Raw genomic sequence first — 23508 nt, 5'->3', positions numbered from 1 at the left:
CTAGGGCCGGCTGCGTTATCATCGGGCGCATGTCCGCGCCCGATTCCGCCCCAGACGTTTTCAGCTACCCGCTCGATGGCATTCGGCTAATCGAAGCCTCGGCTGGCACCGGTAAAACCTGGAGCATCTGCGGACTTTATCTGCGCCTGCTGCTCGAAGGCGGGCTGAGCGTGGATCGGGTGTTGGTGGTGACGTTCACAAAAGCCGCCACCGCGGAACTCTCCGCGCGTATCCGCGCCCGGATCCAAGACACCTTGCGGGTGCTCGAGGGCGGTGACCCTGGCCCCGATCCGTTCGTGCCGCGCCTGATCGCGGTCAGCGCTGCGGCCGGCATCGATCCGCCGACCATGGCCGAGCGCCTGCGCCACGCGCTGCAGACCTTCGACGAAGCGGCCATCTTCACCATCCACGGCTTCTGCCAGCGTGCGCTGGCCGACACCCCTTTTGCCGCCGGACTGCCTTTTGCGCTGGAACTCACCGAGGACGACAGCGTTTTACGCCTTGAAGTGGCCGAAGACTTCTGGCGCCGCCGGGTCGCCGCTGCCACGCTGCCTGCCGCGCTCGTCCGTCTGCTGATCGACCGAGGCGACTGTCCGGAAAAGTGGGCCGACATCTTGCGTGCCGACATGGCCCGCCCGCTGGCCACCCGGCTGTGGGACGAGGGCGCTGCCGCGCCTGCCCCGGACGAGGCCGAAGCCGCGCTGCGGTGCGCCTTTGCCGCCCTGGATGCAGCGCAGTTGCCCACTGCGCTGGCCGCGCTCAACGGCCCGGCGGTGCGCTTGCACAAAAGCAGCTACAAGCCGGAGGCCGTGGCCGCCGCCGCGGCGCAGTGGTCGGCGTGGCTGGCCAGCGGCGACCCCTTGCACCCTCTGCCGGCTGCCAAAGAACGCAAGCTGCATTTATTGACCGCAACCAGTTTGGCGGACAAGTCCACCGGCGGCGCGGCCCCGCCTGCTCACCCGTTCTTTACCGCCGCCGACGCCGTGTTGGCCGCCCGCAGCGCGCTAGAAGACGCCGCCGCGGCCGCCCGGTTGGCGCTGTTGCGCGACTTTCTCGCCGAGTGTGCCGATGAGCTGCGCGAGCGCAAGCGCGCGCAACGCCAGATCGCTTTCGACGACATCTTGTGGAACGCCTACCGCGCACTCACCGGCGCTGACCAGCCCTGGCTTGCCGCGGCGCTGCATGCGCGTTATCCGGCGGCGCTGATCGACGAGTTCCAGGATACCGATCCGCTGCAGTTCGCCATTTTTTCGCGTATTTACGACCGCCCTGGCGCGCGCGGCAGACTGTTCCTGGTGGGCGACCCCAAGCAGGCCATCTACAGCTTCCGCAGCGCGGATCTGTTTGCCTATCTCGCCGCGCGCGAGCGTTCCGATGCGCGCTACACCCTGGCCCATAACCAACGCTCCACGCCCGCGCTGATCGACGCCTGCAACCGCCTGTTTGCCGCCAATCCGGCGGTGTTCATGCTGCCGGGGCTGGATTACACCGCCGTGCTGCCCGGTGGCCGCCAGCGCGCAGCGCTGATCGACCGTACGCCCTCCGGCGGCGACCCTGCCGCGCTGCGCCTGTGGCAGATCCCGGCTCTGGCGCAGGCGCCGGACGAGCGTCTGCCGCGCGCCCAGGCGCTGGCGGCCTCGGCCGCAGCCTGCGCGGCCGAAATCGCCCGTCTGCTGGCCGCGGCCGCTGCCGGCGAGGTGCAGATCGGCGAGCGTGCGCTGGCCCCAGGCGACATTGCGGTGCTGGTGCGCAGTCACCGCCAGGGCAGCCTGATGCGCCGGGCGCTGGCCGCGCTCGGCGTGGGCAGCGTGGAGCTGGCGCAGGCGAGCGTGTTTCACAGCGAAGATGCGGAAGAACTCGAACGGGTGCTGCAGGCCGTGGCCGAGCCCACTCGCCCGGCGCGGGTGCTGGCGGCACTGGCGACCACCGCGATGGGCTATGACGCCGCTGCGTTGGCAGCGCTTGGCAGCGACGAGGCCGCCTTGCCGGCGGTTCTGGCGCGCTTTGTGCAATGGCGCGAACTGTGGCTGGCGCGCGGCTTTGGCGTCATGCTGCGGCGCTGGATGGCCGACGAAGGCGTTGCCGCCCGCCTGCTTGCCCGCCCCGACGGTGAGCGCCGGCTGACCAATTTGTTGCATCTGGCCGAGTTGCTGCAACAAGACGCCGGCAGCGCGGCGCCCGAGGCCCTGTTGCGCCTGCTGGCCAGCCGCCGGGCGGAGAGCGGTGGCGGCGAGGCCGCCCAATTGCGCCTGGAATCCGATCGCAATCTGGTGCAGATCGTCACCATCCACCGCGCCAAGGGCCTAGAGTACGGCATCGTGTTCTGCCCATTCCTGTTCGACGGCTACGCCCGCCGCGATGACGGCGGCGCAGTGCGCGCCTGGCACGACCGCCACGGCGAATTGTTGCTCGATTACCGCCGTATGCTCGACGCCGCGGAAGCGGCGCAAATCGACAGCCGCCTCAAGCTGGAAGCCGCCGCCGAGGATCTGCGTCTGATCTATGTTGCGCTGACCCGGGCGATCTACCGTTGTTACCTGGTGGTCGGTTGCTACGCCACCTCGTCCTTCGGCCGCACGAGCCATGCCGAGAGCGCGCGCAGTTTGCTGAACTGGATGGTGGCCGGGGCGGGCATCGCGCCGGCCGACTGGCTGGCCGGCAAGCCCGAGGTGGCCGCGGTGGAAGCCGCCTGGCAGGCGTTGGTGGCGGACTCGGCCGGGTATCCGGAAGGGCCAAGTATTTCGCTGCATCCCTTGCCGGCAGAGACGGTGCCGAGTCTGCCCGCCACGCAAGGTGCCGGGTTCCTTCCGCAGGCGCTCCCTCCGCCGCCTATTCCTTCCGGTTGGCGGATGGGTAGCTTCAGCGCATTGGTCTCCGACGCCCGCCATGACGAAGCCGCCCGCGATCATGACGCCCGCGCCCGCCCCGCCGCCTCCGGGCTGCCCGGCGAGCAGTCGCTGCCGGCCGACGACATCCTGCGTTTTCCCCGCGGTCCGGCCGCTGGTGACTGCATCCATGCGGTATTCGAGCGCATCGATTTTTGCGACCCGGGCGGCTGGGAAGCGGCCATTGCCCGCGCGCTGGCCGAGCATCCGCAGCGTGCCGCCGATCCGGCCGACTTGTCGCGCATGCTGCGCGGCATGCTGCGGGATGTACTGAGCACCGAAATCGCCCCCGGTCTGCGTCTGGACCATGTGAGGCGCGCGCAGCGGGCGGTGGAGCTGGGCTTTTATCTGCCGGCGCCGCAGTTATGCGCATCCACGCTGGACGCCTGGCTGGCTCGGCACCGCTACCCTGCGCCGCGGCTTGCTTTTGGGCAATTGTCCGGCTATCTGAAAGGCTACATCGACCTGGTGTTCGAGCACGACGGCCGCTATTGGGTGCTGGACTGGAAGTCCAATCACTTGGGCGAGCGTGTCGAGGACTACGCGCCTTTTGCCTTGGCCGGTGCGATGGCCGAGCATGGCTACCATCTGCAACAGTTGCTCTACACGGTCGCGGTGCATCGCCACTTGCGCCGCACGCTGGCCGATTACGACTATGAACGCCACTTTGGCGGGGTGTTCTACCTTTTCGTGCGCGGCGTGCGCCCGCACTGGCAGGTCGATGGCGCGCCGGCCGGTGTGTTCGCGCATCGGGCGAGTGCCGCGACCATCCATGCGCTGGACCGTTTGCTGGCTGGCGAAACCGGTACCGAATCCCAATGAAAACCCTCCACAGCCATTTGCCGCCCGATGCCCCGGCCAGCTTCGATTTGGCCACCGGCTTTGCCGAGCACGCCGTGGCCTGGGCGGCGCGCCTGGGCGCCACGGCTGGCGCGCAAGCGGTGCTGCGCCGGGTGGCGCAGCAACTGGCCGTTGCGGTGAGCGCCGGGCATGTGTGCCTGCCGCTGACCCGATGCGCCGACGAGGACCCGGCAGTCGTACGCGAGCACTTGCTGGCCAGCGGCGTGGCGGTGAGTGACCGGCAGGCCAGCATGCCCGGCAGTGCGCATCCGCTGGTGATCGATGCCGGCGGCCGCCTGTATCTGCGCCGTTACTTCGACCTGGAGCGCAACCTGGCCGCTGCCTTACGCGCCCGGGCGCTGGATGCGGGCGGTGCGGCGGCTGAGGACGCGCGTCTGCGCGAACTGCTCGACGCTTTTTTCCCGCCGCGTGCCGATGGCCGCCCCGACCGGCAAAAGCTCGCCGCAGCGCTCGCCCTGCTGCGCCGCCTGGCGGTGATCAGCGGCGGACCGGGCACCGGCAAGACCACCACGGTGGCAGCGCTGCTCGCCTGCCTGCTCAGCCTGCAGCCGAATCTGCGTGTGGCGCTGGCCGCGCCCACCGGCAAGGCCGCCGCGCGCATGCTCGAAGCGCTGCGCGGTCGCGCCGAACGTCTGCCGGCCGAACTGCGCGAGCGTCTGCCCGCCGAGGCGTGGACGGTGCACCGCCTGCTCGGCGTCACCCCGCAGGCCGGGCGCTTCCGCCATCGCGCCGACAACCCGCTGCCCTTCGACGTGGTGGTGGTGGATGAAGCCTCGATGCTGGACCTCGCGCTCGCCGCCCGCCTGGTCGATGCGGTGCCGCCAGGCGCGCGCCTGATCCTGCTCGGCGACAAGGACCAGCTCGCGGCGGTGGAGGCCGGCGCGGTGTTCGCGGAGCTGTCGGCCGGCAGCCGCTTCTCGGCGGCTACCGGCGCGCGGCTGGAAGCGCTCGCCGGCCACGCGCCGACCCAAGCGGGCGAACCGGGGGCGCTCGCCGACAGCGTGGTGTGGCTGACCGAGAGCCACCGCTTCGCCGCCGATTCTGGCATCGGCCGGCTGGCCGCCGGGATCAACTCGGGCCAAGGCGGTGCCACGCTGGCCTGGCTGCGCGAGGCCGAGGATCCCGCGGTACGTTGGCTGGAAGACGCCGAGCGCGCGCTCGCGCCCGCCGTGCTGGCCCATGCCGAGGCCGGCTACGGCGCATTCCTGGATGCCCTGCGCGCGGGCGTCGACGATCCGGCAGCGGCCTTCGCCGCCTTCGACCGTTTCCGCGTGCTCGCCGCGGTGCACGAGGGGCCGCGCGGGGTGCGCGCGCTCAATGCGCGCCTCGCCCAGTGGCTGCGCGCCGCCCTCGTCCATCCGGCCGACCGCGGTCCGGGCAGCGACTGGTATCCGGGGCGCCCGGTGATCGTGCTGCGCAACGACTACCTGCTCGGACTGTTCAATGGCGACATCGGTCTCACGCTGGCCGATGCCGCCGGCGAACTGCAGGTCTGGTTCCCGGCGCCCGGCGGCGGCTACCGCGCACTCGCGCCGCTGCGCCTGCCGGCGCACGAGACCGCCTTCGCGCTTACCGTGCACAAGGCCCAGGGCTCGGAATTCGAGGAAGTGCTGATGGTGCTGCCGGACGCGGATTCGCCGGTGCTCACCCGCGAACTGCTGTACACCGGCGTCACCCGCGCCGCGCAGCGGGTGGCGATCGCCGGCAGTGCCCCGGCCTTCGCCGCCGCCTGCGGCCGGCGCACCGAGCGCCACTCAGGGCTGGCGGCGCGCCTGTCCGTATAGGAGCGGCCTTGGCCGCGATGCGGCGTGTGGCAAGACGACGGCCGTATCGCGGCCAAGCCCGCTCCTACCCGTTGGCCGGCCGGTGCCTCACACCGGGCCGCGCCCGCCGTGCTTCACCTCGATGGTGTCGGCCAGCGCCGCTTCCAGCGCCACTTCGGCGCCGCGCGCCTTGTAGTCCTTGAGCGCGGCACAGACGGTGGCCACCTTCTCGCCGGCCGACTGGCCCTTGAGGTCGCTCTTTTCCAGGCGCAGTTCTTCGAGCAGTTCGTTCCACACCATGCCGTCTTCCAGCGGCAGCAGGCGGAACGTCACCCCGCCCAGCGCCAGCTGCATCGGCTTGCCGATGTTGTTCACGAAGAACACCGCCTGCATGTCGGGCGCGAAGTCGGCCGCGTAGCGCTCGACGAACAGCGGCAGCTTGGCGATCTCGTCGAGCTGGCCGGCGGCCAGCACCAGCTTGTCGTCGGTGGCCAGCAGCACGGCCTGGCGGACGCTGGCGGTGGGCGGCTTGCGGCGGCCGGAGGCGTCGGCCACTTCGCCTTCGGTCAGTACCAGGTCGCCGCGATAAGCGGTCAGCCCGCCACCGGCCGGCTCGGTGAAGTTGGAGTTGAACAGCAGGTTCTGTTCTTCGTAGCGCTTGAGCAGCATCTCGCGTCCTCGTGCAGTGGATGAAATGCCTCCAGTCAGCAGGAAGCGCGCCATGTCGCCGGCAAGGCGACCGGGTGGCCGCCATGCAGCGCCATTACAGGGAGTTCGCGGAAACCCGGACTTGTGGCGGAGTGCTGGTCCGGGGCGCCTGTGCGACAGGATTGTCGGGTTTGCGACGCAGTGGCGCTCAGACCGGCACGCCGAGCACGACGTGCGAGGCCTTGATCACCGCGGTGGCCGCCACCCCGGGCTTGAGTCCGAGCTCGTTGACCGCGTCACGGGTGATCACCGCCATCACCTCGGTGCCGCCGGGAAGGGCGATGGTGACTTCGGCATTGACCGCGCCCACCGCCACCGCGCTGATCGTGCCGGCGAGATTGTTGCGTGCCGAGAGCTTCACGCCCGAGGCGTCGGTGAGCACCATCACCCAGGGTGCCTTGACCAGGGCGATGACCTCGCTGCCGGGGGCTAGGCCGAGGTCCTCGAGGCTGGCGAGGGTGACCACTGCCACCAGGCGGTCGCCGCCGCCCAGGTCGATGTCCACTTCGGCATTCACCGAGCCGGGACGGGTGGCGGCGACCTTGCCGCGGAAGACGTTGCGGGCGCTGACCTTCATGTCGTTCTCCGTATGATTGTTTGTCGGTTCGTTGTCGCGTTGTGTTGTTAGCTACATAGAAACGCGGGCATGCTCACGCCTGTCTCCGTGAGCCGCACTCTATTTGTTAGCGTTGTTTTGCCGCAACCATAGCGAGGCGAATAACGCCCGCTCGCTTGGCATGGATATCGCTATATACGACGGTAGATAAACAAGCCGATCCCCCGGAGATCCGATGAGCGACTGTGCCCTGTCCGACGATGCCCTGTACCGCCTGCTGGCCGACGACGTGCCGGCCGGCGATCTCACCACCGAGACGCTCGGCATCGGCGCGGCCCCGGCCCGCGTCGAGTTCCGCGCCCGGGGCGCGATGCGCGCCTGCGGCACCGAGGAAGCGCGCCGCCTGTTCGAGCTGGCCGGCGCCACGCGCTGCGAGGTACGGGCCGGCTCCGGCACGCCGGTCGAGGCCGGCGCCTTGCTGCTGAGCGCGGAAGGTTCGGCCGCCGCCTTGCACCGGGCGTGGAAGACCGCGCAGAACCTGGTCGAATGGATGAGCGGCATCGCCACCGCGGCCGCGGCCATCGTGGATGCCGCGCGCCCGCTGGCGGTGGCCTGCACGCGCAAGAACGTGCCCGGCACCAAGGCGCTGTCGGTCAAGGCGGTGCGCGCCGGCGGCGCCATCGTGCATCGTCTAGGCCTGTCCGAGACCCTGCTGGTGTTCGCCGAGCACCGCCTGTTCATCGACGCCGAGCCGGGCGCCACGGTGCGCCGCTTGCGCGCCCTGCAGCCGGAGAAGCGCGCAGTGGTCGAAGTGGGCGACGCGGACGAGGCGCTCGCCTGGGCCGAGGCCGGCGCCGAGATCCTGCAACTGGAGAAGTTCCCGCCGGACCGGCTGGCCGCGCTGCGCGAACGCCTGCAGGCCGCCGGCCTCGCCCCGCTGCTGGTGGCCACCGGCGGCGTGGGCGTGCGCAACGCCGCAGCCTATGCCTCGTCCGGTGCCGACATGATCGCTACCTCGGCGCCCTATACGGCGCCGCCCGCGGACGTGGCGGTACGCTTCGAGTGCGCGGGCAAGGGAGGGCACCATGCGTGAGCACCTTGCGCCCGAGCCGCGCGGGAGAGCCGGCGGGCATCGCGCCGCCGAACATCCGTGGCGCCGCGAACTGCCTGCGGCGTGGCGGGCGCAGGTCATCGTGCCGATTGCCTTCGAGATCCACTGTGACGCGGAACTCGCCGCGCAGCGGGTATTCGGGCGTGACGCCGATGGCGCGTGCTGCTACTACGCGCACGAATGGATGCTCAGCGAACCATGCTCGGACGACGACGAGGAGTTCTACCTGCGCGCCGCGGCCGGCGAAGCGGTAACTGCCTGGTTGCTGCGCGATGAGCGCTGGCTGGTGCGCAGGGTGGTGATTGGCAATGACGCCTGCGGACCCGGGCAGGTCTTCTACGTGCTCAGCGAGACGATGCCGCGTTGAGCCGCGGGCAGCCGGACAGGGGTGTAGGGATGTTGACGCGTTGTAGTGTTGACTACATAAAAAACGACAGGCATTGTCCGCTGGCGGCGGCGCGCATGGCTTGTAGTGCTTCAATGCAAGCGATGGGCGCGGGCAGGGCCGCTGGCATGATCTTCGCTATATATCGATAAACATAAAAGGAGCGACCATGACCCCGCAATGTCCCGAGCGCCTGCTGGGCCGCCTGTCGATCGATGCCCCTGCCGGCAGCGCGCTGTCCGACACCCGGGTGCGCCTGCTGGAGGCGATCGACCGCCTCGGCTCGATCAACCAGGCCGCCAAGGCGGTGCCATTGTCATACAAGGCGGCGTGGGATGCGGTGGACACCATGAACAACCTGTCGCCCGAGCCGCTGGTGGTACGCGTCACAGGCGGGCGCCAGGGCGGCGGCACGCTGCTCACCGACTACGGCCGGCGCATGGTGGCGATGTACCGCGCGCTGGAGATCGAGACCCAGGCGGCGCTGGAGCGCGTGGCCGCGCGCCTGGCCGACGACGGTCCGGTGAGCATCGACGAGTTCCGCCGTCTGATGCAGCGCATGGCCATGAAGACCAGCGCACGCAACCAGTTCTCCGGCCCCATCGTAGCGCTGCGTGACGGCGAGGTGGATTACGAGGTGCGCCTGCGCCTGGACAAGCACACCGAGATCGTCGCGGTGATCACCAAGGCCAGCGCCGAGAACCTCGCCCTGGCGATCGGCAAGGAGGTGTTCGCCCTGGTCAAGTCCTCCTCGGTGCTGCTGTCCACCGACAGCGAGATCCGCCTGACCGCGCGCAACCAGCTGTGGGGCGAGGTCTCCGCCATCCATGAAGGGTCGGTGAATGACGAGGTCACCCTGCTGCTGCCTTCGGGCAAGAACGTGACTGCCGTGGTCACCCACGGCAGCTGCGAGAACCTCGGCCTGGCGGTCGGCACCCGCGCCTGCGCCATCTTCAAGTCGTCCAGCGTGATTCTGGCGACCTACGACTGATCGATCCTTTCCTCAGGAGCCCTTCCCATGAACCGCCTGCTCGCCAGACTGCTGTCCGCATCCGCCTTGCTCGTGTCCACCTTGTCCGCCCACGCGGCGGAGGTGCAGGTCGCCGTGGCGGCCAATTTCACCGCGCCGATGCAGAAGATCGTCGCGGCCTTCGAGCGCGACACCGGGCACCGCGCGCTGGTCAGCTTCGGCGCCACCGGCAAGCTGTATGCGCAGGTCGTCAATGGCGCGCCCTTCGAAGTGTTCCTGGCCGCCGACGAACGCGCGCCGGCCCGTCTCGCCAATGAAGGCCATGCGCTCGCCGAGTCGCGCTTCACTTACGCCATCGGCCGCCTGGTGCTGTGGTCCCCGAAGGAAGGCTATGTCGACCGGGCCGGCGAGGTGCTGCGCCGTGGCGAGTTCCGCCACCTGGCCATCGCCAGTCCCAAGACCGCGCCCTATGGCGCCGCGGCGATGGAGGTGCTGGCGCGCATGGGGCTGACCGACGCGCTGCGCGGCAAGCTGGTGACTGGCGAGAACATCTCGCAGACCTACCAGTTCGTGTTTACCGGCAATGCGGAGCTGGGCTTCGTCGCGCTGTCGCAGGTGAGCGAGGACGGGCGCCTGAAGAGCGGTTCCGCCTGGGAGGTGCCGGCCGAGCTGCATGCCGAGATGCGCCAGGATGCGGTCATCCTCGCCAAGGGGCGGGACAATCCCGCGGCTGCGGCGCTGGTGGAATACCTGAAGGGCGAAACCGCGGCGGCCATCATCCGCGCCTACGGCTACTCGTTGTAAGGGATCGCCTGCCATGCTGAGCGACGTCGACCTCGCCGCGATCCGCCTGACGCTGGAGCTGGCGACCGTCACCACGGTGATCCTGCTGGTGGTCGGCACGCCGATCGCCTGGTGGCTGGCACGCACCCGTTCCAGGTGGAAGGGGGTGGTCGGCGCGGTGGTGGCGCTGCCGCTGGTACTGCCGCCCACCGTGCTGGGCTTCTACCTGCTGGTGGCGATGGGGCCCAACGGGCCGGTCGGGCGCTTCACCGAGAGCCTGGGCCTGGGCACGCTGCCCTTCACCTTCCCCGGCCTGGTGGTGGCCTCGGTGTTCTATTCGCTGCCCTTCGTGGTGCAGCCGGTGCAGAACGCCTTCGAGGCGGTCGGCGAGCGCATGCTGGAAGCCGCCGCCACGCTGCGCGCGGGCCCCTGGGATACCTTCTTCAGTGTCGCCCTGCCGCTGGCGCGGCCCGGCTTCGTCACCGCCGCGGTGCTGGGTTTCGCCCATACGGTGGGCGAGTTCGGCGTGGTGCTGATGATAGGCGGCAACATTCCGGAGAAGACCCGCGTGGTGTCGGTGCAGATCTACGACCACGTCGAGGCGCTCGAATACGCCGAAGCCCATATGCTGTCCGCCGGCATGCTGGTCTTCAGCTTTCTGGTGCTGCTCATTCTCTACACTCGCAAGGGCGCGCGCGCATGGAAATGAACACGTCCCCGGGCGGCGGCATCCGCGCGCGCTGCCGGGTGGATTGGCCGGGCTTCACGCTGGATGTGGATCTCGACCTGCCCGGGCGCGGCGTGACCGCGCTGTTCGGCCACTCCGGCTCGGGCAAGACCACCCTGCTGCGCTGCATCGCGGGGCTGGAGCGCGGCGCCGGTGAAGTGGTCTTCAAGGGCACGCCCTGGCAGGACAGCGCACGTGCCACCTTCGTGCCGACCCATCAGCGCCCGCTGGGCTACGTGTTCCAGGAGGCCAGCCTCTTTCCCCATCTGTCGGTGCGCAAGAATCTCGCGTTCGGCCGCAGGCGCGTCAGCGGGCCGCACCGGGTGTCGCTCGATCACGCGGTGGAACTGCTGGGCATCGGCCACCTGCTCGACCGCATGCCGGAAGGCTTGTCGGGCGGCGAGCGCCAGCGCGTGGGCATTGCGCGCGCGCTGGCGACCAGCCCGGAACTGCTGCTGATGGACGAGCCGCTCGCGGCGCTCGACCTCAAGCGCAAGGCCGAGATCCTGCCCTACCTGGAGCGCCTGCACGACGAGCTGGACATCCCGGTGCTCTACGTCAGCCACGCGCCGGACGAGGTCGCGCGCCTGGCCGACCATGTGGTGCTGCTGGAGAACGGCCGCGTGGTCGCCAGCGGCGGCCTGCGCGAGACCCTGGCGCGTCTCGATCTGCCCACCGCCTTCTCGGAGGACGCCGGCGTGGTGATCGAGGCCACCGTCGGCGCCCACGACCCGCATTACCACCTGACCCGGCTGGATTTTCCCGGCGGCAGCGTGTTCGTCGCCCAACGTCCCGAGGCGCTCGGCGGCCGCCTGCGCTTCCGCGTGCATGCGCGCGACGTCAGCCTGGCGCACGAGCGGGTCGAGGGCACCAGCATCACCAACCTGCTGCCGGCGCTGGTCAGCGAGGTGGCCGAGGCCGACACCCCGGCGCACGTGCTGGTGCGCCTGGAGGCCGAGGGCACGCCGCTGATCGCGCGCATCACCCGGCGTTCGCTGGATCAGTTGCAGATCGAACCCGGGCGGCGCATGTGGGCGCAGATCAAGGCGGTGGCGCTGCTGGGCTGAGCGGGCGGAGCGCATCGGCTATCATTGCCCCTTTCCCCCGCAAGGCTGATGCCGCCATGCTTCACTGCCGCACCATCCCCGTCACCCCCTTCGAACAGAACTGCTCGCTGCTGTGGTGCGACGCCACCGGCCGCGCGGCGGTGGTCGATCCGGGCGGCGACATCGAGCGCATCCTCGCCGCCGTGCGCGAGGAAGGCGTGCAGGTCGAGAAGATCCTCATCACCCACGGCCACATCGACCATGCCGGCGGCACCGCTGCACTGGCGCGCCAGCTGAAGGTGCCGATCGAGGGCCCGCAGGAGGAAGACCGCTTCTGGATCGCCGGCATGCCGCAGCAGAGCAAGATGTTCGGCTTTCCCGACGTGGACAGCTTCGAGCCCGGGCGCTGGCTGAACGACGGCGACACGGTCACCGTGGGCGCGGAAACCCTGCAGGTCATCCATGCCCCGGGCCACACGCCGGGACACGTGGTGTTCTTCCACCCCGGCAGTCGCTTGGCCATCGTCGGTGACGTGCTGTTTGCCGGCTCCATCGGGCGTACCGACTTTCCGCGCGGCGATCATGCCACGCTGGTCGCCTCGATCCGCAAGAAACTCTTTCCGCTGGGCGACGATGTGACCTTTGTGCCCGGCCACGGTCCGCGCTCGACCTTCGGCCAAGAGCGCGCCTATAACCCATACGTAGCCGATCGCGCTTGAATGCTTCGCTGCCCGCTTGCCGGCGCGGCGGGCCTGTCGGGGCGTCGAGCGGTTCGGCCGCTTCGCCCACTGCGCCGGAGCCGCTCAGTGCCGGAGAGACGGCACGCTGCGATGCCTGCAGTCCGATCCTGAACCCGCCGATGAAGCCGTTACGCGTTCTGATCATGGCATTGCTCGGCCTGGTGCTGGTCGGCGGCGTGGCGTTGGGTTTGTTGGCTTGGCGCGCCGGGGCGTGGTTGCGCACCGTGGCGCAAGAGGCGCTGCAATCCAGGTTGGTGTTGCAGGTCACGCTGACCGAAGCGGTCCAATGGCAGCTATGGCCACACGGGCAACTGCGTTTTCGCGGCCTCGTCTTGCATGATGCGCACGGTGCGCCGCAGGTCGCGGTAGATGAGATTGTCGCTGGTTTCACCTTCGGCGATTTGCTGGCCGATCGGCCGCGTATCGCTGAAGTCGCGGTGCGCGGCCTGCATCTGAAGGTCGATATCGATGAGCAGGGCCGACCCAGTCCGCTTGCCTGGCTACCACCCGCAGCGCCCACGCCAAGGTCGGGCAGGGCGCTGCCGGCGGTGGTCATCGAACGACTGACGCTGATCGGCACCGAAGTGCGGGTGGACGATCCGGTCCGGAACGTTCGCCTGCGGGCGTGGCTGCCGCGACTGGCGGCCGGACCGGTGGCGCTGGGCGAAGGCGGCCGCCTGCGGCTGACGGCGCAGATCGAACTGGCTGCGCCACTGGCCGGGGAACTGGCGGTGGAGGGCGAGACGGGCTATCGCTTCGATGCGCAAGGCATCCGGCTCGATGCGCTGACGACCGCGTTCAGCGGGCAGTGGAACCGGGTATGGCGGCTGGTCGAGGGCCGGGTGGATATCGGGGCCGCACGGGTCGGGGCGGACGCGGGCTGGCACATGGAAGCGGCTGAGCTCTCGGCCCAGGTCGACGGCCCGCAGGGGCCGCTGGCGCTATCGGCGGTCATCGATCGGGCGGTCAGGGCCGATACGCGCTGGCGGGCAACTGGCCGGGCGGCGCTTGCCGCGCCGCGTTTGGACATCGATGCCGAGACCGTTTTCCAAGCCGAAACCGACCGGCTCAGCGGCACCCTGGCGGGCCGGCTGGCCGACAGCGCGCTCGAAGGGCGCTGGTTCTGGCCGCGGACAGCGGGCGGCACGCTCGATTTGCAACTGACTATCGATGCGCTGGACCTGGACCGGCTGCGCGCGCGCCTGCCGTCGGCCGACACGCAAGGCGACCTGCCGCGCTGGCAGAACTGGCCGCTCACTGCCGAGCTCTGGGTCGGCCGCCTGCGCTTGGGCGGGATGGAAAGCCGTAACGCCCGCCTGAGCCTGCAAGACCTGCCGGTTTCGCGCTGATTCAGCGGTCCACCACCTCGAGCGTCAGCGTGCCCACGCCTAATATGCGTCCGCTTAAGTGATCGCCTGGTTGCACCGGGCCGACCCCTTCCGGCGTGCCGGTAAAGATCAGATCGCCGGGCATCAAGCGGTAATAGCGGGAGAAAAAGGCAATCACTTCGGGCACCGACCAGATCATCTCGGCCAGATCGCCACGCTGGCGAATCTGGCCATTGACCTCTAGGCAAATCTCGCCGCTGGTCAGCACTTTGCCGGCGGCCGGCACGATGGCCGAAATGGGTGCCGCGCAATCGAAAACCTTGCCGATGTCCCAGGGTCGTCCCTTGGCCTTGGCTTCGGCCTGAAGATCGCGCCGGGTCATGTCCAGACCTACCGCATAGCCCCAGATGCAGTCTGCGGCCTGCTCGACGCTCAACTCCGCACCGCCTTTACCCAGCGCCACCACCAGTTCCAGCTCGTGATCCACGCTGCGCGTAGCCGGCGGGTAGGGAAAGCGGCCGCAGCCGCCTTCGGCCACCGGCAGCACCGTATCAGCCGGTTTGGTGAAGAAAAACGGGGACTCGCGACTCGGGTCCGCACCCATTTCGCGGGCGTGGGCGGCATAGTTGCGCGCCACACAGTAGATGCGCCGCACCGGGAACAACCCGCCGCCGACCACCGGTACGGCCGGTTGCGCGGGTGCTGCGATCACGTACTTGTCCGACATGCTGACTCCTGTTGGGTTGGCGACAAAGAGCGCCGATTGTCGCATCCCGGACGGCAAACCGGCATGCGGTGTGAGCGTAAAAGGCCAGCCGCTGCGGGCGTGCGGATCTGCCGTCGAGGCAAGCTGGATGGGCGCGCTTCATGCTTCAACAAAGTGGGCTTGACCATGGCGTGTTACAGTGCTTTAATGCGAATCATTCTTGTTGTACTTAAACTTACATACAATGGAACAGCGCCTGCAGCATGATCGGACCAATGCGCTGGATGCGGCTTTCGATCTGCCGGAGACGGCGTCCATGCGCCCGGGTGAACAGCCGATTCCCAGCGATCTGCTGTTGCAAGGACGGTCGTGTGTGATGATCCGCCATGGGGATGCGCTCTACGCTTTGCGCGCCACCCGTGCGGGCAAACTGATCTTGACCAAGTGAGCCGGCCGCGGGGTGGTGAGCACTGTTCGCAGCGGCCATCAGGGACTAGACTGCTATGTACGTCTGTGTATGCAACGCGGTGACCGAGCGTCATATCCACGATGCCGTGGAACGTGGCGTGCGGCGCATGCGCGAGCTGCGAGACCATCTCGGCGTGGCGGCCGATTGCGGCCGTTGCGCAAGCTGCGCGCATGCCTGCCTGAAGTCGGCGCTCGGCTCGCAGGCCGCTAGCGTACCGCAGACGTTTCCTGCGGCTTTTTCCCTGATGGAGGCACGATGAAAGGCGACAAGAAGGTCATCCAATACCTGAACAAGCAACTGACGATCGAATTGACCGCGATCAACCAGTACTTCCTGCATGCGCGGATGTTCAAGAACTGGGGGTTGATGCGCCTGGGCAAGCATGAATATGAGGAATCCATCGAAGAAATGAAGCACGCCGACCGCTTGATCGAGCGGGTGTTGTTTCTCGAAGGGCTGCCCAATCTGCAAAACCTCGACAAGCTCTTGATTGGCGAAAATGTGCCGGAGTGTCTGCAGGGCGATCTCAAGCTGGAGACCGAAAGCCGTGCGCTGCTGGTCGAAGCCATCGCCTACTGTGAATCCTGTAAAGACTATGTGTCCCGCGAAATCCTCGAAGACATTCTCGAGGACACCGAGGAGCACATCGATTTTCTGGAAACGCAGCTTGATCTGATCGACAAGGTCGGTTTGCAGAACTATCTGCAGTCGCAGATGGACGGCGGCTCGTAAGCCGCACCGGGCGGCCCGGTTGCGCCGCAGGTCAGCCATGCCCGGTCGTGTTGCGGGCTAGCCAGCGCAAACAACAGGACGGGTGGGTCATGTCACCGAAGATGCAAGGACTGCCTGCGCGGCTGGTGAGTGCCGCGTTTGCCGTTCGACGGGTGGTGCTTTACTTGACGGTTGCAGCCGTGCTGATGAACTTGGCGATGGGGCCACTGGCGCCCATCGACGGGCTGTAAGCGAGCAAACGGAAGGGGTACATGAATTTGGCTGATCAGGCGCTGCCGGCGCCCGCATTTTGGCCCGCAGCAAGCGCTGGCGTGCAGCGGCACACGCTTGCGCCGCGCGCGAATAGCCCGGTGCGCGGACGCGCGGCGGTGCGCGTACGGGTGCGCGCGCTTGCGTTGATCTCTGTGGTGGCTGCCCATGCAGCGGCGCTTTACGCATTGACCCGCGCCGATCTCAGCCCGGCACAGGTGGCCGCGGTGCCGTTACAGGTGGCGCTGATCGAAGCGCCGCAGCCAGCACCGCTGCAAGCGCCGCCTGAACCCGCGCCGCCCGAGCCTGCGCCGCCACCGGTGGTCAAACCCAAACCCGTTCCCGTGGCCAAGCCCAAACCGCGGCCTACACCCGTTCCGGTCAGCCAAGCGCCCACCGCGCTGAGCGCAGACAGCCCTCCGGCGCCCGAGCCGCCCGCCGCGGCCGCGCCTGCGGCAGTGGCCGAGCCGGCACCGTCCGCCTCGCCAGCGCCGCCTGCGGCCGCACACGCTGCTGCGGGGCCGAGCGCGCCGGTGGTGAGCGCCGCGCGATTCGACGCCGACTATCTCAACAATCCGCCGCCGGCTTATCCGCCGCTGTCGCGACGAATGGGCGAAGAAGGGCGGGTGATGCTGCGGGTACGTGTGTCGGCCGAAGGCTTGCCGACCGCCATCGAGTTGTCCGAAAGCTCGGGTTCTGCGCGGCTAGACCGTGCTGCCACCGATGCGGTGCGCCGCTGGCGCTTTGTGCCGGCGCGTCAGGGCGATCAAGCGGTCAGTGCTTGGGTGTTGGTGCCTATCGTCTTCAAACTGGAAGGATCGTGAACGTGGAAATGCAGCAAGCTTTTGGTCTGGCCCATTTGTGGGCGCAGTCGGACCTGGCCATCCGGTTGGTGGCCTTTGCGCTGGTGTTGATGTCGGTGACCAGTTGGTATTTGATCCTGGTGCGGGTGGTGCGCCAGTTGCAGGCCCGTCGGCATGAGCAGGCGGTGGAGGCGTTCTGGGCGGCCGCCAATCTGCAAGAAGGGCTGGCCCGCTTGCGTGCGCTGGCCCCGGATTCGCCCTTCGAAGCGCTGGCGCGGCAAGGCGCTGCGGCCGCCGAGCATGTTCGCCAACACACCCATTTGCAGTCGCTGGGCGGCAAGCTCGATGCGGAAGAGTTCGTCACCCGCGCGCTGCGCAAGTCGATTGCGATCTCGACTGCGAAGCTGGAGGCCGGGCTGACCATGTTGGCTTCGATCGGCTCGACCGCGCCCTTCATCGGTCTGTTCGGTACTGTGTGGGGCATCTACCACGCGCTGGTCAATATCAGCGCGTCCGGCATGGCCACGCTCGACAAGGTGGCCGGCCCGGTCGGCGAGGCGCTGGTCATGACCGCCTTTGGTCTTTTCGTGGCGATTCCCGCGGTGTTGGCCTACAACGCGATCAGTCGCGCCAACCGGCTGGAACTGTCTGAACTGGATGCCTTTGCGCATGATCTCCATGCGTGGTTCACCACCGGGGCGCGCCTGTCGGACCAGCCTGACGCCACGACGGCCCGCCCGGCTGACGGGGCGATGCGGGTGGTGCTGCGTCCGAGTGCGGGAGCGGCCTGATGGCTTTCGGCGGCTTCAACCAGGGCGGCGGACAGACGCCGATGAGCGAAATCAACATGGTGCCGCTGATCGATGTCATGCTGGTGCTGCTGATCGTGTTCATGATCACCGCGCCCTTGCTCACCCACGGCGTCAAAATCGACCTGCCGGCTGCATCCAGCGCACCCAATCTGGAAAAGCCGGAAACGGTGACGCTGGCGCTCGATAGCGAAGGCAGGTTGTTTTGGAACGATCAGCCGCTGGCCGATGCCGACTTGGCGGCGCGTCTGGCGCAGGCCGCTGCGGCTTCGCCTCAGCCGGAACTGCATCTGCGTGCCGACCGTGACACGCGTTACCAAAAGATTGCCGAAGTGATGTCGGCCGCACGCATGGCCGGGGTGCAGAAGATGGGGTTCATCACCGTGCCGGCTCAATAGACGAGGCCAAGACATCCGGGGCTGAAACAAAGAAGGCCGCCGCGAGCCGGGCGGCCTTTTCACTGTAGATACATTTCAGTCGCGCTTGCCGCGCACTCGGATGATGACGTCGACTTCCTCCAGCTCCACGCCCGGCGGCAGTTGCGGCACACCCACCACTTGCAGCTCATCGGCACAGACGTCGGTCAGCTCGCCGGTGGTCACGTCGTAGAGGTGGTAATGCGGGTCGGTGTTGGAGTCGAATACCACGCGATCCGGATCGACGATCAGTTCCTTGACCAATTTTTTCTCGCGAAACAGCTTGAGCGTGTTATAGACCGTTGCCCGCGAGGTTTCCGGCACCGTGGCGCGGACCGCGTGCAGCACCTGTTCGGCGCTCATATGTACCGGCCGCGGCAACAGCACACGGGCGATCTCCAGGCGTTGCAGGGTGACCGGAATGCCGGCTGCGCGCAGGCGCTCGGCGAGCGTCCGGGTGGTCAGTCTGTCCATCTCTGCAGGGGTCCGTATTGATCCTGGTCAGGGTTTTTGTAGGTCTTGCCCATCGTGAAATCTACGTGACCGCCGACGGTCTGTCTACCTGCCCGGCTGCGCCAATCTTGCGCTGCAAAACGATACAAACCGGGCGTGATCGCTCCAATATCCTTGCCGGTCGTTGCACACGACTTTTTCCGATTTTTGCCCCGATATGCGCTCATCCGCTCTTTCGACGCCGCGCGCACGCCGTATCCGGATTTTCGCTGCGGTCATCCTGTCGGCCTTGGCAGCCGGCAGCGGTTATCTTGTTTGGCAGCACTGGCGCGGCGGTGTGCCGCCCGCTGAAACATACCAACTGGTCGCGGTGCAGCGGGCCGATGTCGAGGACCTGGTTTCCGCCACCGGCACCTTGCAGCCGCGCGACTACGTGGATGTGGGCGCGCAGGTATCCGGGCAGCTCAAGCGCTTTCATGTCGAAGTCGGCAGTGAGGTCCAAGCCGGCGACCTGTTGGCCGAGATCGACGCCACCGTGTTGCAAAGCAAGGTCGATGCGACGCGCGCGCAGCTACGAAACTTGCGCGCCCAGCTCACCGAGCGCGAATCCAGTCTGACGCTGGCAGAAATCCAATTCCGCCGGCAGCAGAACCTGATGGCCGAAGAGGCTACCACCACCGAGTCGTTGCAGCAGGCCGAGGCCAGCTTGCGCTCGGTGCGCGCGCAGATCGAGGCGCTCAAGGCGCAGATCGACCAAGTCGAATCGAACTTGCGCGCCGATGAGGCCAATCTGCAATACACCCGCATCGTGGCGCCGATTGCCGGCACCGTGGTGTCGATTTCCGCCCGTCAGGGTCAGGCGCTCAATGCCACCCAGCAGGCGCCGGTGATTCTGCGGGTGGCCGACTTGTCGACCATGACCGTGCAGACCCAGGTCTCCGAGGCCGATGTGGGCCGCCTGCGCTTAGGCATGGATGCCTATTTCACCACGCTGGGCAACCCTGGGCAGCGCTGGTCCGGTCGTTTGCGCAAAATCGAGCCCACGCCGACGGTGACCAACAACGTGGTGCTCTACAACGCGCTGTTCGACGTGCCCAACCCGGACCGCCGGTTGATGACGCAAATGACCGCGCAGGTGTTCTTTGTGGTGGCGCGGGCGACCGACGTGCTGAGCGTGCCGATGGGGGCCTTGTCCAACCTGGGCGCCGGCGCAGGTCGCCCGCCCAATGGCGCAGCAGCCGCCGAACGCCCACGCCGGCAGTCGGCCGAAGCCGGTGCCCGGGCAGCGCGTCCGCCCGAGGCGCAGCGGCCACGTAGCGCCACGGTGCGGGTGGTGACCAACGACGGCCGCATCGAAGAGCGCCAGGTCAAAGTCGGCGTAACCAGCCGGGTTACGGCGCAGATCCTGGAAGGCTTACAGGAAGGCGAGCAGGTGGTGGCGGGCTTGCGTATGGCGCCAGCCGAAAGCCGTCCGGCTGCGCCGATGCCGAGGTTGCCGCGCTGATGAAAGCAGAAACCGCGTTGGCCGGACTGCCTGCCGAAGCTGCGGCCGTGCCGTTGATCGAGTTGTCCGGGGTGACCCGCAGTTTTCAAAGCGGCGAGATTACGGTGCAGGTCTTGCACGGCATCGATCTCACCGTCTATCCCGGTGAATTCGTAGCCATTGTTGGCGCTTCGGGCTCGGGTAAGTCGACTTTGATGAACATCCTTGGCTGCCTGGATCGTCCCAGCGGCGGCCACTACCGTTTCATGGGCCGCGATGTGTCGGCGCTGGGTCGCGACGAACTGGCCCGTCTGCGGCGTGAGGAGTTCGGCTTCGTCTTCCAGAGCTACAACCTGATCGGCAGCGCCACCGCGCTGGAGAACGTCGAAGTGCCGGCGGTCTATGCGGGCATGCCGCCGGCCGAGCGCCATGCGCGGGCCGCCCGACTACTCACCGAACTGGGCTTGGGTGAGCGCCTGGACCACCGCCCCAGCCAGCTCTCCGGCGGCCAGCAGCAGCGGGTGTCGATTGCCCGCGCGCTGATGAACGGCGGACGCATCATTTTGGCCGATGAACCGACCGGCGCGCTCGACAGCAAGAGCGGTGCCGAAGTGATGCGGCTGCTCGGCGAGCTGTCGGCAGCCGGACATACCATCATTTTGATCACGCATGCCCGTGAAGTCGCCGAGGCGGCCGATCGGATCATCGAGATCCGCGATGGCCGCATTCTGTCCGACCCCGGCCCGCGCCCGCCGGCGCGCGTCGCGCCCGACTTCACGCCGCATGCAGACCGCAGCTCGCCGCTTACCGATCTGGTGGAGGCCGCCCGCACCGCGGTGCGCGCTTTGCGCGCCAACGTTTTTCGCACCGTGCTGACTTTGCTGGGCATCGTCATCGGGGTCGCGTCGGTGATCACCATGCTGGCCATCGGCGACGGCGCCAAGCGCGCGGTGGTCGATAGCATCAGCGCCATGGGCAGCAATTTGCTGATGGTACGTCCCGGTGCGCCCAACATGCGCGGGCGCGGCGGCATCGTCACCCTGGTGCCCGAAGACGCCGAGGCGATCCGCGAGCTGCCCAATGTGCTGGCGGTCGCCCCCGAGCGCAGCACGACCGTCACCGTACGTCGCGCCGACTTCGATCATCGCACCGAGGTGGTTGGCACCTCCGCCGATTACATCGTTGCACGCACCTGGCCGTTAGCCCGCGGCACCTTCTTCACCCTGGAAGACGAGGCACGCTATGCGCCGGTGGCAGTCATCGGCCAGACCGTGGCCAATGCGCTTTTCCCGGAGGGCGTTGAGCTGGGCGGCTTCATCCTGATCAACAACATCCCCTTTCAGGTGATCGGACTGATGTCGCCCAAAGGCGCCACCGCCTGGGGGCAGGACCAGGACGACGCCATTTTCGTCCCCTACACCACGGCCGCATTGCGGCTGATCGGGCAGCGGGATCTGCGCAACATCACCGTTGCGGTCGACAAGGTGGAGCAGATCGATCGCACCCAGGAGGCGGTTCATGCGCTGCTACTGGCCCGCCACGGCATCGAGGATTTCCAGATCCGCAACATGGCCTCGCTGATCGACAGCGTGTCGGCCACGCAAAACACCATGACCATCCTGCTCGGCTCGATTGCGGCGATCTCGCTGTTGGTCGGCGGTATTGGGGTGATGAACATCATGCTGGTGTCAGTCACCGAGCGCACCCGCGAGATCGGCATCCGCATGGCCACCGGCGCACGGATGAGAAACATCCTGCAGCAGTTCTTGGTCGAGGCGCTGGCGGTGTCTGCGCTCGGCGGGCTGCTGGGCGTGGCCGCCGGGCTGGGCGTGGCGGCCATCGTGGAAGCGTCGGGCACCCCTGTTCAGTATGCGCTCGCCCCGGTGCTGCTGGCCTTTGGCTGCGCCTTTGCCACCGGCCTGATTTTCGGTTTCCTGCCGGCGCGCAAGGCCGCGCGGCTGGACCCGGTGGTCGCCCTTGCTTCGGAGTGATCGTTCGCATGATCTTCAGTTTTCACAACTTTCTGCAGCGGCTGGCGGGGCGCCTGCGCGCCAATGCGCTGGCCTGGGTGGCCGCGGTCTTGGCGGGAGGCTGCGCCGTACCGCTACATGCGCCCGGTGTCGCGCTCGAACTGCCGGCTAGTTGGAGTGAGGCCACGTTGGCGGCGCCGGCCGGCCAAGCCGTGGACGCCGCGTGGTGGCACAGCTTTGCCTCGGCCGAACTGACCTCGCTGGTGACCGAGGCGCTATCCGGTAACCCCGATCTTGCCGCCGCCGCCGAGCGTGTGCTGCAAGCCGAAATTGCCGTGCGCAGCGCGGGTGCGACCCTGTTTCCAGCGGTCAACCTGAATGCGTCGACCAGGCGTGGGCAGACCCGCGAGCAAACCGACCAAGGGCGGGTATCGTCATCGAACGACGCCTCCGCGGTGGCGTTGGCGGTCAGCTATGAAATCGATCTGTGGGGCAGCAATGTCGCCAATTGGCAGGGCAGCAAGGCCAGCTTGAAGGCTACCCGTTATGACCTTGCCGCCGCCCGCCTTTCGCTGGCCGCAGGCGTGGCCAATGCCTACTGGCAGGTGCTGGCCTTGCGCGAACGGCTGGAGATCGCGCGGCGCAACCTGGCCATCGCCGAGCGCCTGTTCGCGGTTGTCGAGGCGCGCTACCGCTACGGGGCGGCCTCCGCTCTGGACCTGAGCCGCCAGCGCAGCACGGTGCTGGCCGCGCGCGACGCCCTGTTGCCGCTGGAGGTCCAGGAGCGCCAGAGTCTGCGCGCGCTGGCGATTCTGGTCGGGCGGGTGCCGCAGGGCTTCGAGGTCAGTGCCCGCAGTCTGGAGGACGTGACGGTGCCGGCGGTGGCGCCGGCTTTGCCCGCGGAGTTGCTGGTACGCCGCCCGGATCTGGCCGCCGCCGAGGCCCGCCTGGTGGCGGCTGAAGCCAACATTGCAGTGGCGCGCGCAGCCCTGTTTCCGCTCAAGCTGCAGATTGGATTGTCGAGCGCGGTGTCCAGCGCGGAGTTTGGCTTGGGCGGGCTCGCCAACCCTGTCGATACCGCCAATCTGACGCTGTCGCTGATGCAGACGATTTTTGACGGCGGCCGGCTGCGCGGACAAGTCGAGGCCAGCCAATCGCAGCGTCGCGTGCTGGTGGAGAGCTGGCGCAAGGCGGTGCTCACCGCGCTCAAGGAAGTAGATGACGCGCTCGCCGCGGTCGAGCAACGTCGTCTGCAAGAGGCTGCCCGGCGTCAGATCCGCGACGAAACCGCGCGCGCCTTGCAGTTATCGACGCTGCGCTACAAAGAAGGCAGCGATGGACTCACCACCTTGCTGGATGCACAGCGCAGCCTGTTTTCCGCCGAGGAGGATCTATTGCAACAGCGCCTGGCGCGTCTGAGCGCAGCGGTGGACCTTTACAAGGCCTTAGGCGGCGGATGGCAAGCGACCGATGCCGACGGCGAGCCGGCCGCCGGCGGCTGAGATCCGCGGGTGTCAAGATCTTGACGCTATGATGTAACAAAGATTGCGTCTAT

24 protein-coding genes are annotated in these 23508 nt (G+C 67.9%); 20 read left to right on the top strand and 4 right to left on the bottom strand.

Annotated elements, in window-relative coordinates; genetic code table 11:
• Window positions 1–29: 29 nt before the first annotated feature.
• Window positions 30–3707 (top strand): exodeoxyribonuclease V subunit beta, encoded by a 3678-nt coding sequence (recB, locus tag DIE29_RS13680; protein WP_102042857.1) that lies wholly within the window; start codon window positions 30–32, stop codon window positions 3705–3707.
• Window positions 3704–5530, top strand: coding sequence for an exodeoxyribonuclease V subunit alpha (recD, locus tag DIE29_RS13675; protein WP_237269467.1), 1827 nt, complete (start codon window positions 3704–3706; stop codon window positions 5528–5530). Before recB ends, recD begins: the two co-directional genes overlap by 4 nt.
• Before the next feature lie 87 nt (window positions 5531–5617).
• On the opposite strand, the gene DIE29_RS13670 is transcribed toward recD, so the two are convergent.
• Window positions 5618–6178, bottom strand: coding sequence for a hypothetical protein (locus tag DIE29_RS13670; protein WP_114650155.1), 561 nt, complete (start codon window positions 6176–6178; stop codon window positions 5618–5620).
• A gap of 187 nt (window positions 6179–6365) precedes the next feature.
• Window positions 6366–6794, bottom strand: coding sequence for a TOBE domain-containing protein (locus DIE29_RS13665; protein ID WP_114650154.1), 429 nt, complete (start codon window positions 6792–6794; stop codon window positions 6366–6368).
• A 214-nt stretch (window positions 6795–7008) separates the two neighbouring features.
• Between DIE29_RS13665 and modD the strand changes: the two genes are divergently transcribed.
• The 8 genes from modD (at window position 7009) to DIE29_RS13625 (ending at window position 13884) form a co-directional block, all read left to right on the top strand.
• Complete coding sequence (modD, locus tag DIE29_RS13660) at window positions 7009–7866, top strand: ModD protein (RefSeq protein ID WP_114650153.1); 858 nt, start codon at window positions 7009–7011, stop codon at window positions 7864–7866.
• Window positions 7859–8251, top strand: a complete 393-nt coding sequence (locus DIE29_RS13655) for a hypothetical protein (RefSeq protein ID WP_114650152.1) — start codon at window positions 7859–7861, stop codon at window positions 8249–8251. Before modD ends, DIE29_RS13655 begins: the two co-directional genes overlap by 8 nt.
• A 187-nt stretch (window positions 8252–8438) precedes the next feature.
• On the top strand, window positions 8439–9260 hold the full coding sequence (locus DIE29_RS13650) for a TOBE domain-containing protein (protein ID WP_114650151.1): 822 nt from the start codon (window positions 8439–8441) through the stop codon (window positions 9258–9260).
• A 27-nt stretch (window positions 9261–9287) separates the two neighbouring features.
• Window positions 9288–10043, top strand: a complete 756-nt coding sequence (gene modA / locus DIE29_RS13645) for a molybdate ABC transporter substrate-binding protein (protein WP_114650150.1) — start codon at window positions 9288–9290, stop codon at window positions 10041–10043.
• Between the two features lie 13 nt (window positions 10044–10056).
• On the top strand, window positions 10057–10731 hold the full coding sequence (gene modB, locus DIE29_RS13640; RefSeq protein ID WP_114650149.1) for a molybdate ABC transporter permease subunit: 675 nt from the start codon (window positions 10057–10059) through the stop codon (window positions 10729–10731).
• Window positions 10728–11816, top strand: coding sequence for a molybdenum ABC transporter ATP-binding protein (gene modC / locus DIE29_RS13635; protein WP_114650344.1), 1089 nt, complete (start codon window positions 10728–10730; stop codon window positions 11814–11816). Before modB ends, modC begins: the two co-directional genes overlap by 4 nt.
• 56 nt (window positions 11817–11872) lie before the next feature.
• Entirely contained in the window at window positions 11873–12514 is a 642-nt protein-coding gene (locus DIE29_RS13630) for an MBL fold metallo-hydrolase (protein WP_114650148.1), read from the top strand.
• A gap of 140 nt (window positions 12515–12654) precedes the next feature.
• Complete coding sequence (locus DIE29_RS13625; protein WP_114650147.1) at window positions 12655–13884, top strand: AsmA family protein; 1230 nt, start codon at window positions 12655–12657, stop codon at window positions 13882–13884.
• Window position 13885: 1 nt separating this feature from the next.
• Here DIE29_RS13625 and DIE29_RS13620 read toward each other — a convergent pair whose 3' ends face one another.
• Window positions 13886–14590, bottom strand: a complete 705-nt coding sequence (locus DIE29_RS13620; protein WP_114650146.1) for a fumarylacetoacetate hydrolase family protein — start codon at window positions 14588–14590, stop codon at window positions 13886–13888.
• Window positions 14591–14813: 223 nt separating this feature from the next.
• Here DIE29_RS13620 and hemP point away from each other — a divergent pair, with 223 nt between their 5' ends.
• From hemP to DIE29_RS13590, 7 genes are all read left to right on the top strand, one after another.
• On the top strand, window positions 14814–15017 hold the full coding sequence (gene hemP / locus DIE29_RS14870; RefSeq protein ID WP_102042850.1) for a hemin uptake protein HemP: 204 nt from the start codon (window positions 14814–14816) through the stop codon (window positions 15015–15017).
• A gap of 55 nt (window positions 15018–15072) precedes the next feature.
• The gene (locus tag DIE29_RS13610; protein ID WP_102042849.1) at window positions 15073–15297 is read left to right on the top strand and encodes a (2Fe-2S)-binding protein; all 225 of its coding nucleotides are present in this window, start codon (window positions 15073–15075) and stop codon (window positions 15295–15297) included.
• The gene (bfr, locus tag DIE29_RS13605) at window positions 15294–15770 is read left to right on the top strand and encodes a bacterioferritin (RefSeq protein WP_102042848.1); all 477 of its coding nucleotides are present in this window, start codon (window positions 15294–15296) and stop codon (window positions 15768–15770) included. The genes DIE29_RS13610 and bfr overlap by 4 nt, the downstream gene beginning before the upstream one ends.
• A gap of 89 nt (window positions 15771–15859) precedes the next feature.
• On the top strand, window positions 15860–16000 hold the full coding sequence (locus tag DIE29_RS14655) for a hypothetical protein (RefSeq protein WP_158640359.1): 141 nt from the start codon (window positions 15860–15862) through the stop codon (window positions 15998–16000).
• A 21-nt stretch (window positions 16001–16021) separates the two neighbouring features.
• On the top strand, window positions 16022–16843 hold the full coding sequence (locus DIE29_RS13600) for an energy transducer TonB (RefSeq protein WP_102042847.1): 822 nt from the start codon (window positions 16022–16024) through the stop codon (window positions 16841–16843).
• 2 nt (window positions 16844–16845) lie between these two features.
• Entirely contained in the window at window positions 16846–17613 is a 768-nt protein-coding gene (locus DIE29_RS13595) for a MotA/TolQ/ExbB proton channel family protein (protein WP_102042846.1), read from the top strand.
• Window positions 17613–18029, top strand: a complete 417-nt coding sequence (locus DIE29_RS13590; RefSeq protein ID WP_102042845.1) for an ExbD/TolR family protein — start codon at window positions 17613–17615, stop codon at window positions 18027–18029. The genes DIE29_RS13595 and DIE29_RS13590 overlap by 1 nt, the downstream gene beginning before the upstream one ends.
• A 75-nt stretch (window positions 18030–18104) precedes the next feature.
• Here the strand turns inward: DIE29_RS13590 and DIE29_RS13585 are convergent, their stop codons facing one another.
• A complete protein-coding gene (locus DIE29_RS13585) occupies window positions 18105–18521 on the bottom strand; it encodes a Fur family transcriptional regulator (RefSeq protein WP_102042844.1) in 417 nt (138 codons plus the stop codon).
• A 196-nt stretch (window positions 18522–18717) separates the two neighbouring features.
• On the opposite strand from DIE29_RS13585, the gene DIE29_RS13580 reads away from it, so the two are divergent.
• The 3 genes from DIE29_RS13580 to DIE29_RS13570 are packed head-to-tail and all read left to right on the top strand — an operon-like array spanning window position 18718 to window position 23455.
• The gene (locus DIE29_RS13580; protein ID WP_114650145.1) at window positions 18718–20004 is read left to right on the top strand and encodes an efflux RND transporter periplasmic adaptor subunit; all 1287 of its coding nucleotides are present in this window, start codon (window positions 18718–18720) and stop codon (window positions 20002–20004) included.
• Window positions 20004–21974, top strand: a complete 1971-nt coding sequence (locus DIE29_RS13575) for a MacB family efflux pump subunit (RefSeq protein WP_102042842.1) — start codon at window positions 20004–20006, stop codon at window positions 21972–21974. The genes DIE29_RS13580 and DIE29_RS13575 overlap by 1 nt, the downstream gene beginning before the upstream one ends.
• 8 nt (window positions 21975–21982) lie before the next feature.
• Entirely contained in the window at window positions 21983–23455 is a 1473-nt protein-coding gene (locus DIE29_RS13570) for an efflux transporter outer membrane subunit (protein ID WP_114650144.1), read from the top strand.
• Window positions 23456–23508: the final 53 nt, after the last annotated feature.

This window comes from Pseudothauera hydrothermalis (assembly GCF_003345255.1).
GTDB classification, from domain to species: Bacteria; Pseudomonadota; Gammaproteobacteria; order Burkholderiales; family Rhodocyclaceae; genus Pseudothauera; species Pseudothauera hydrothermalis.
This window is presented reverse-complemented; position numbering and strand designations above follow the sequence as displayed.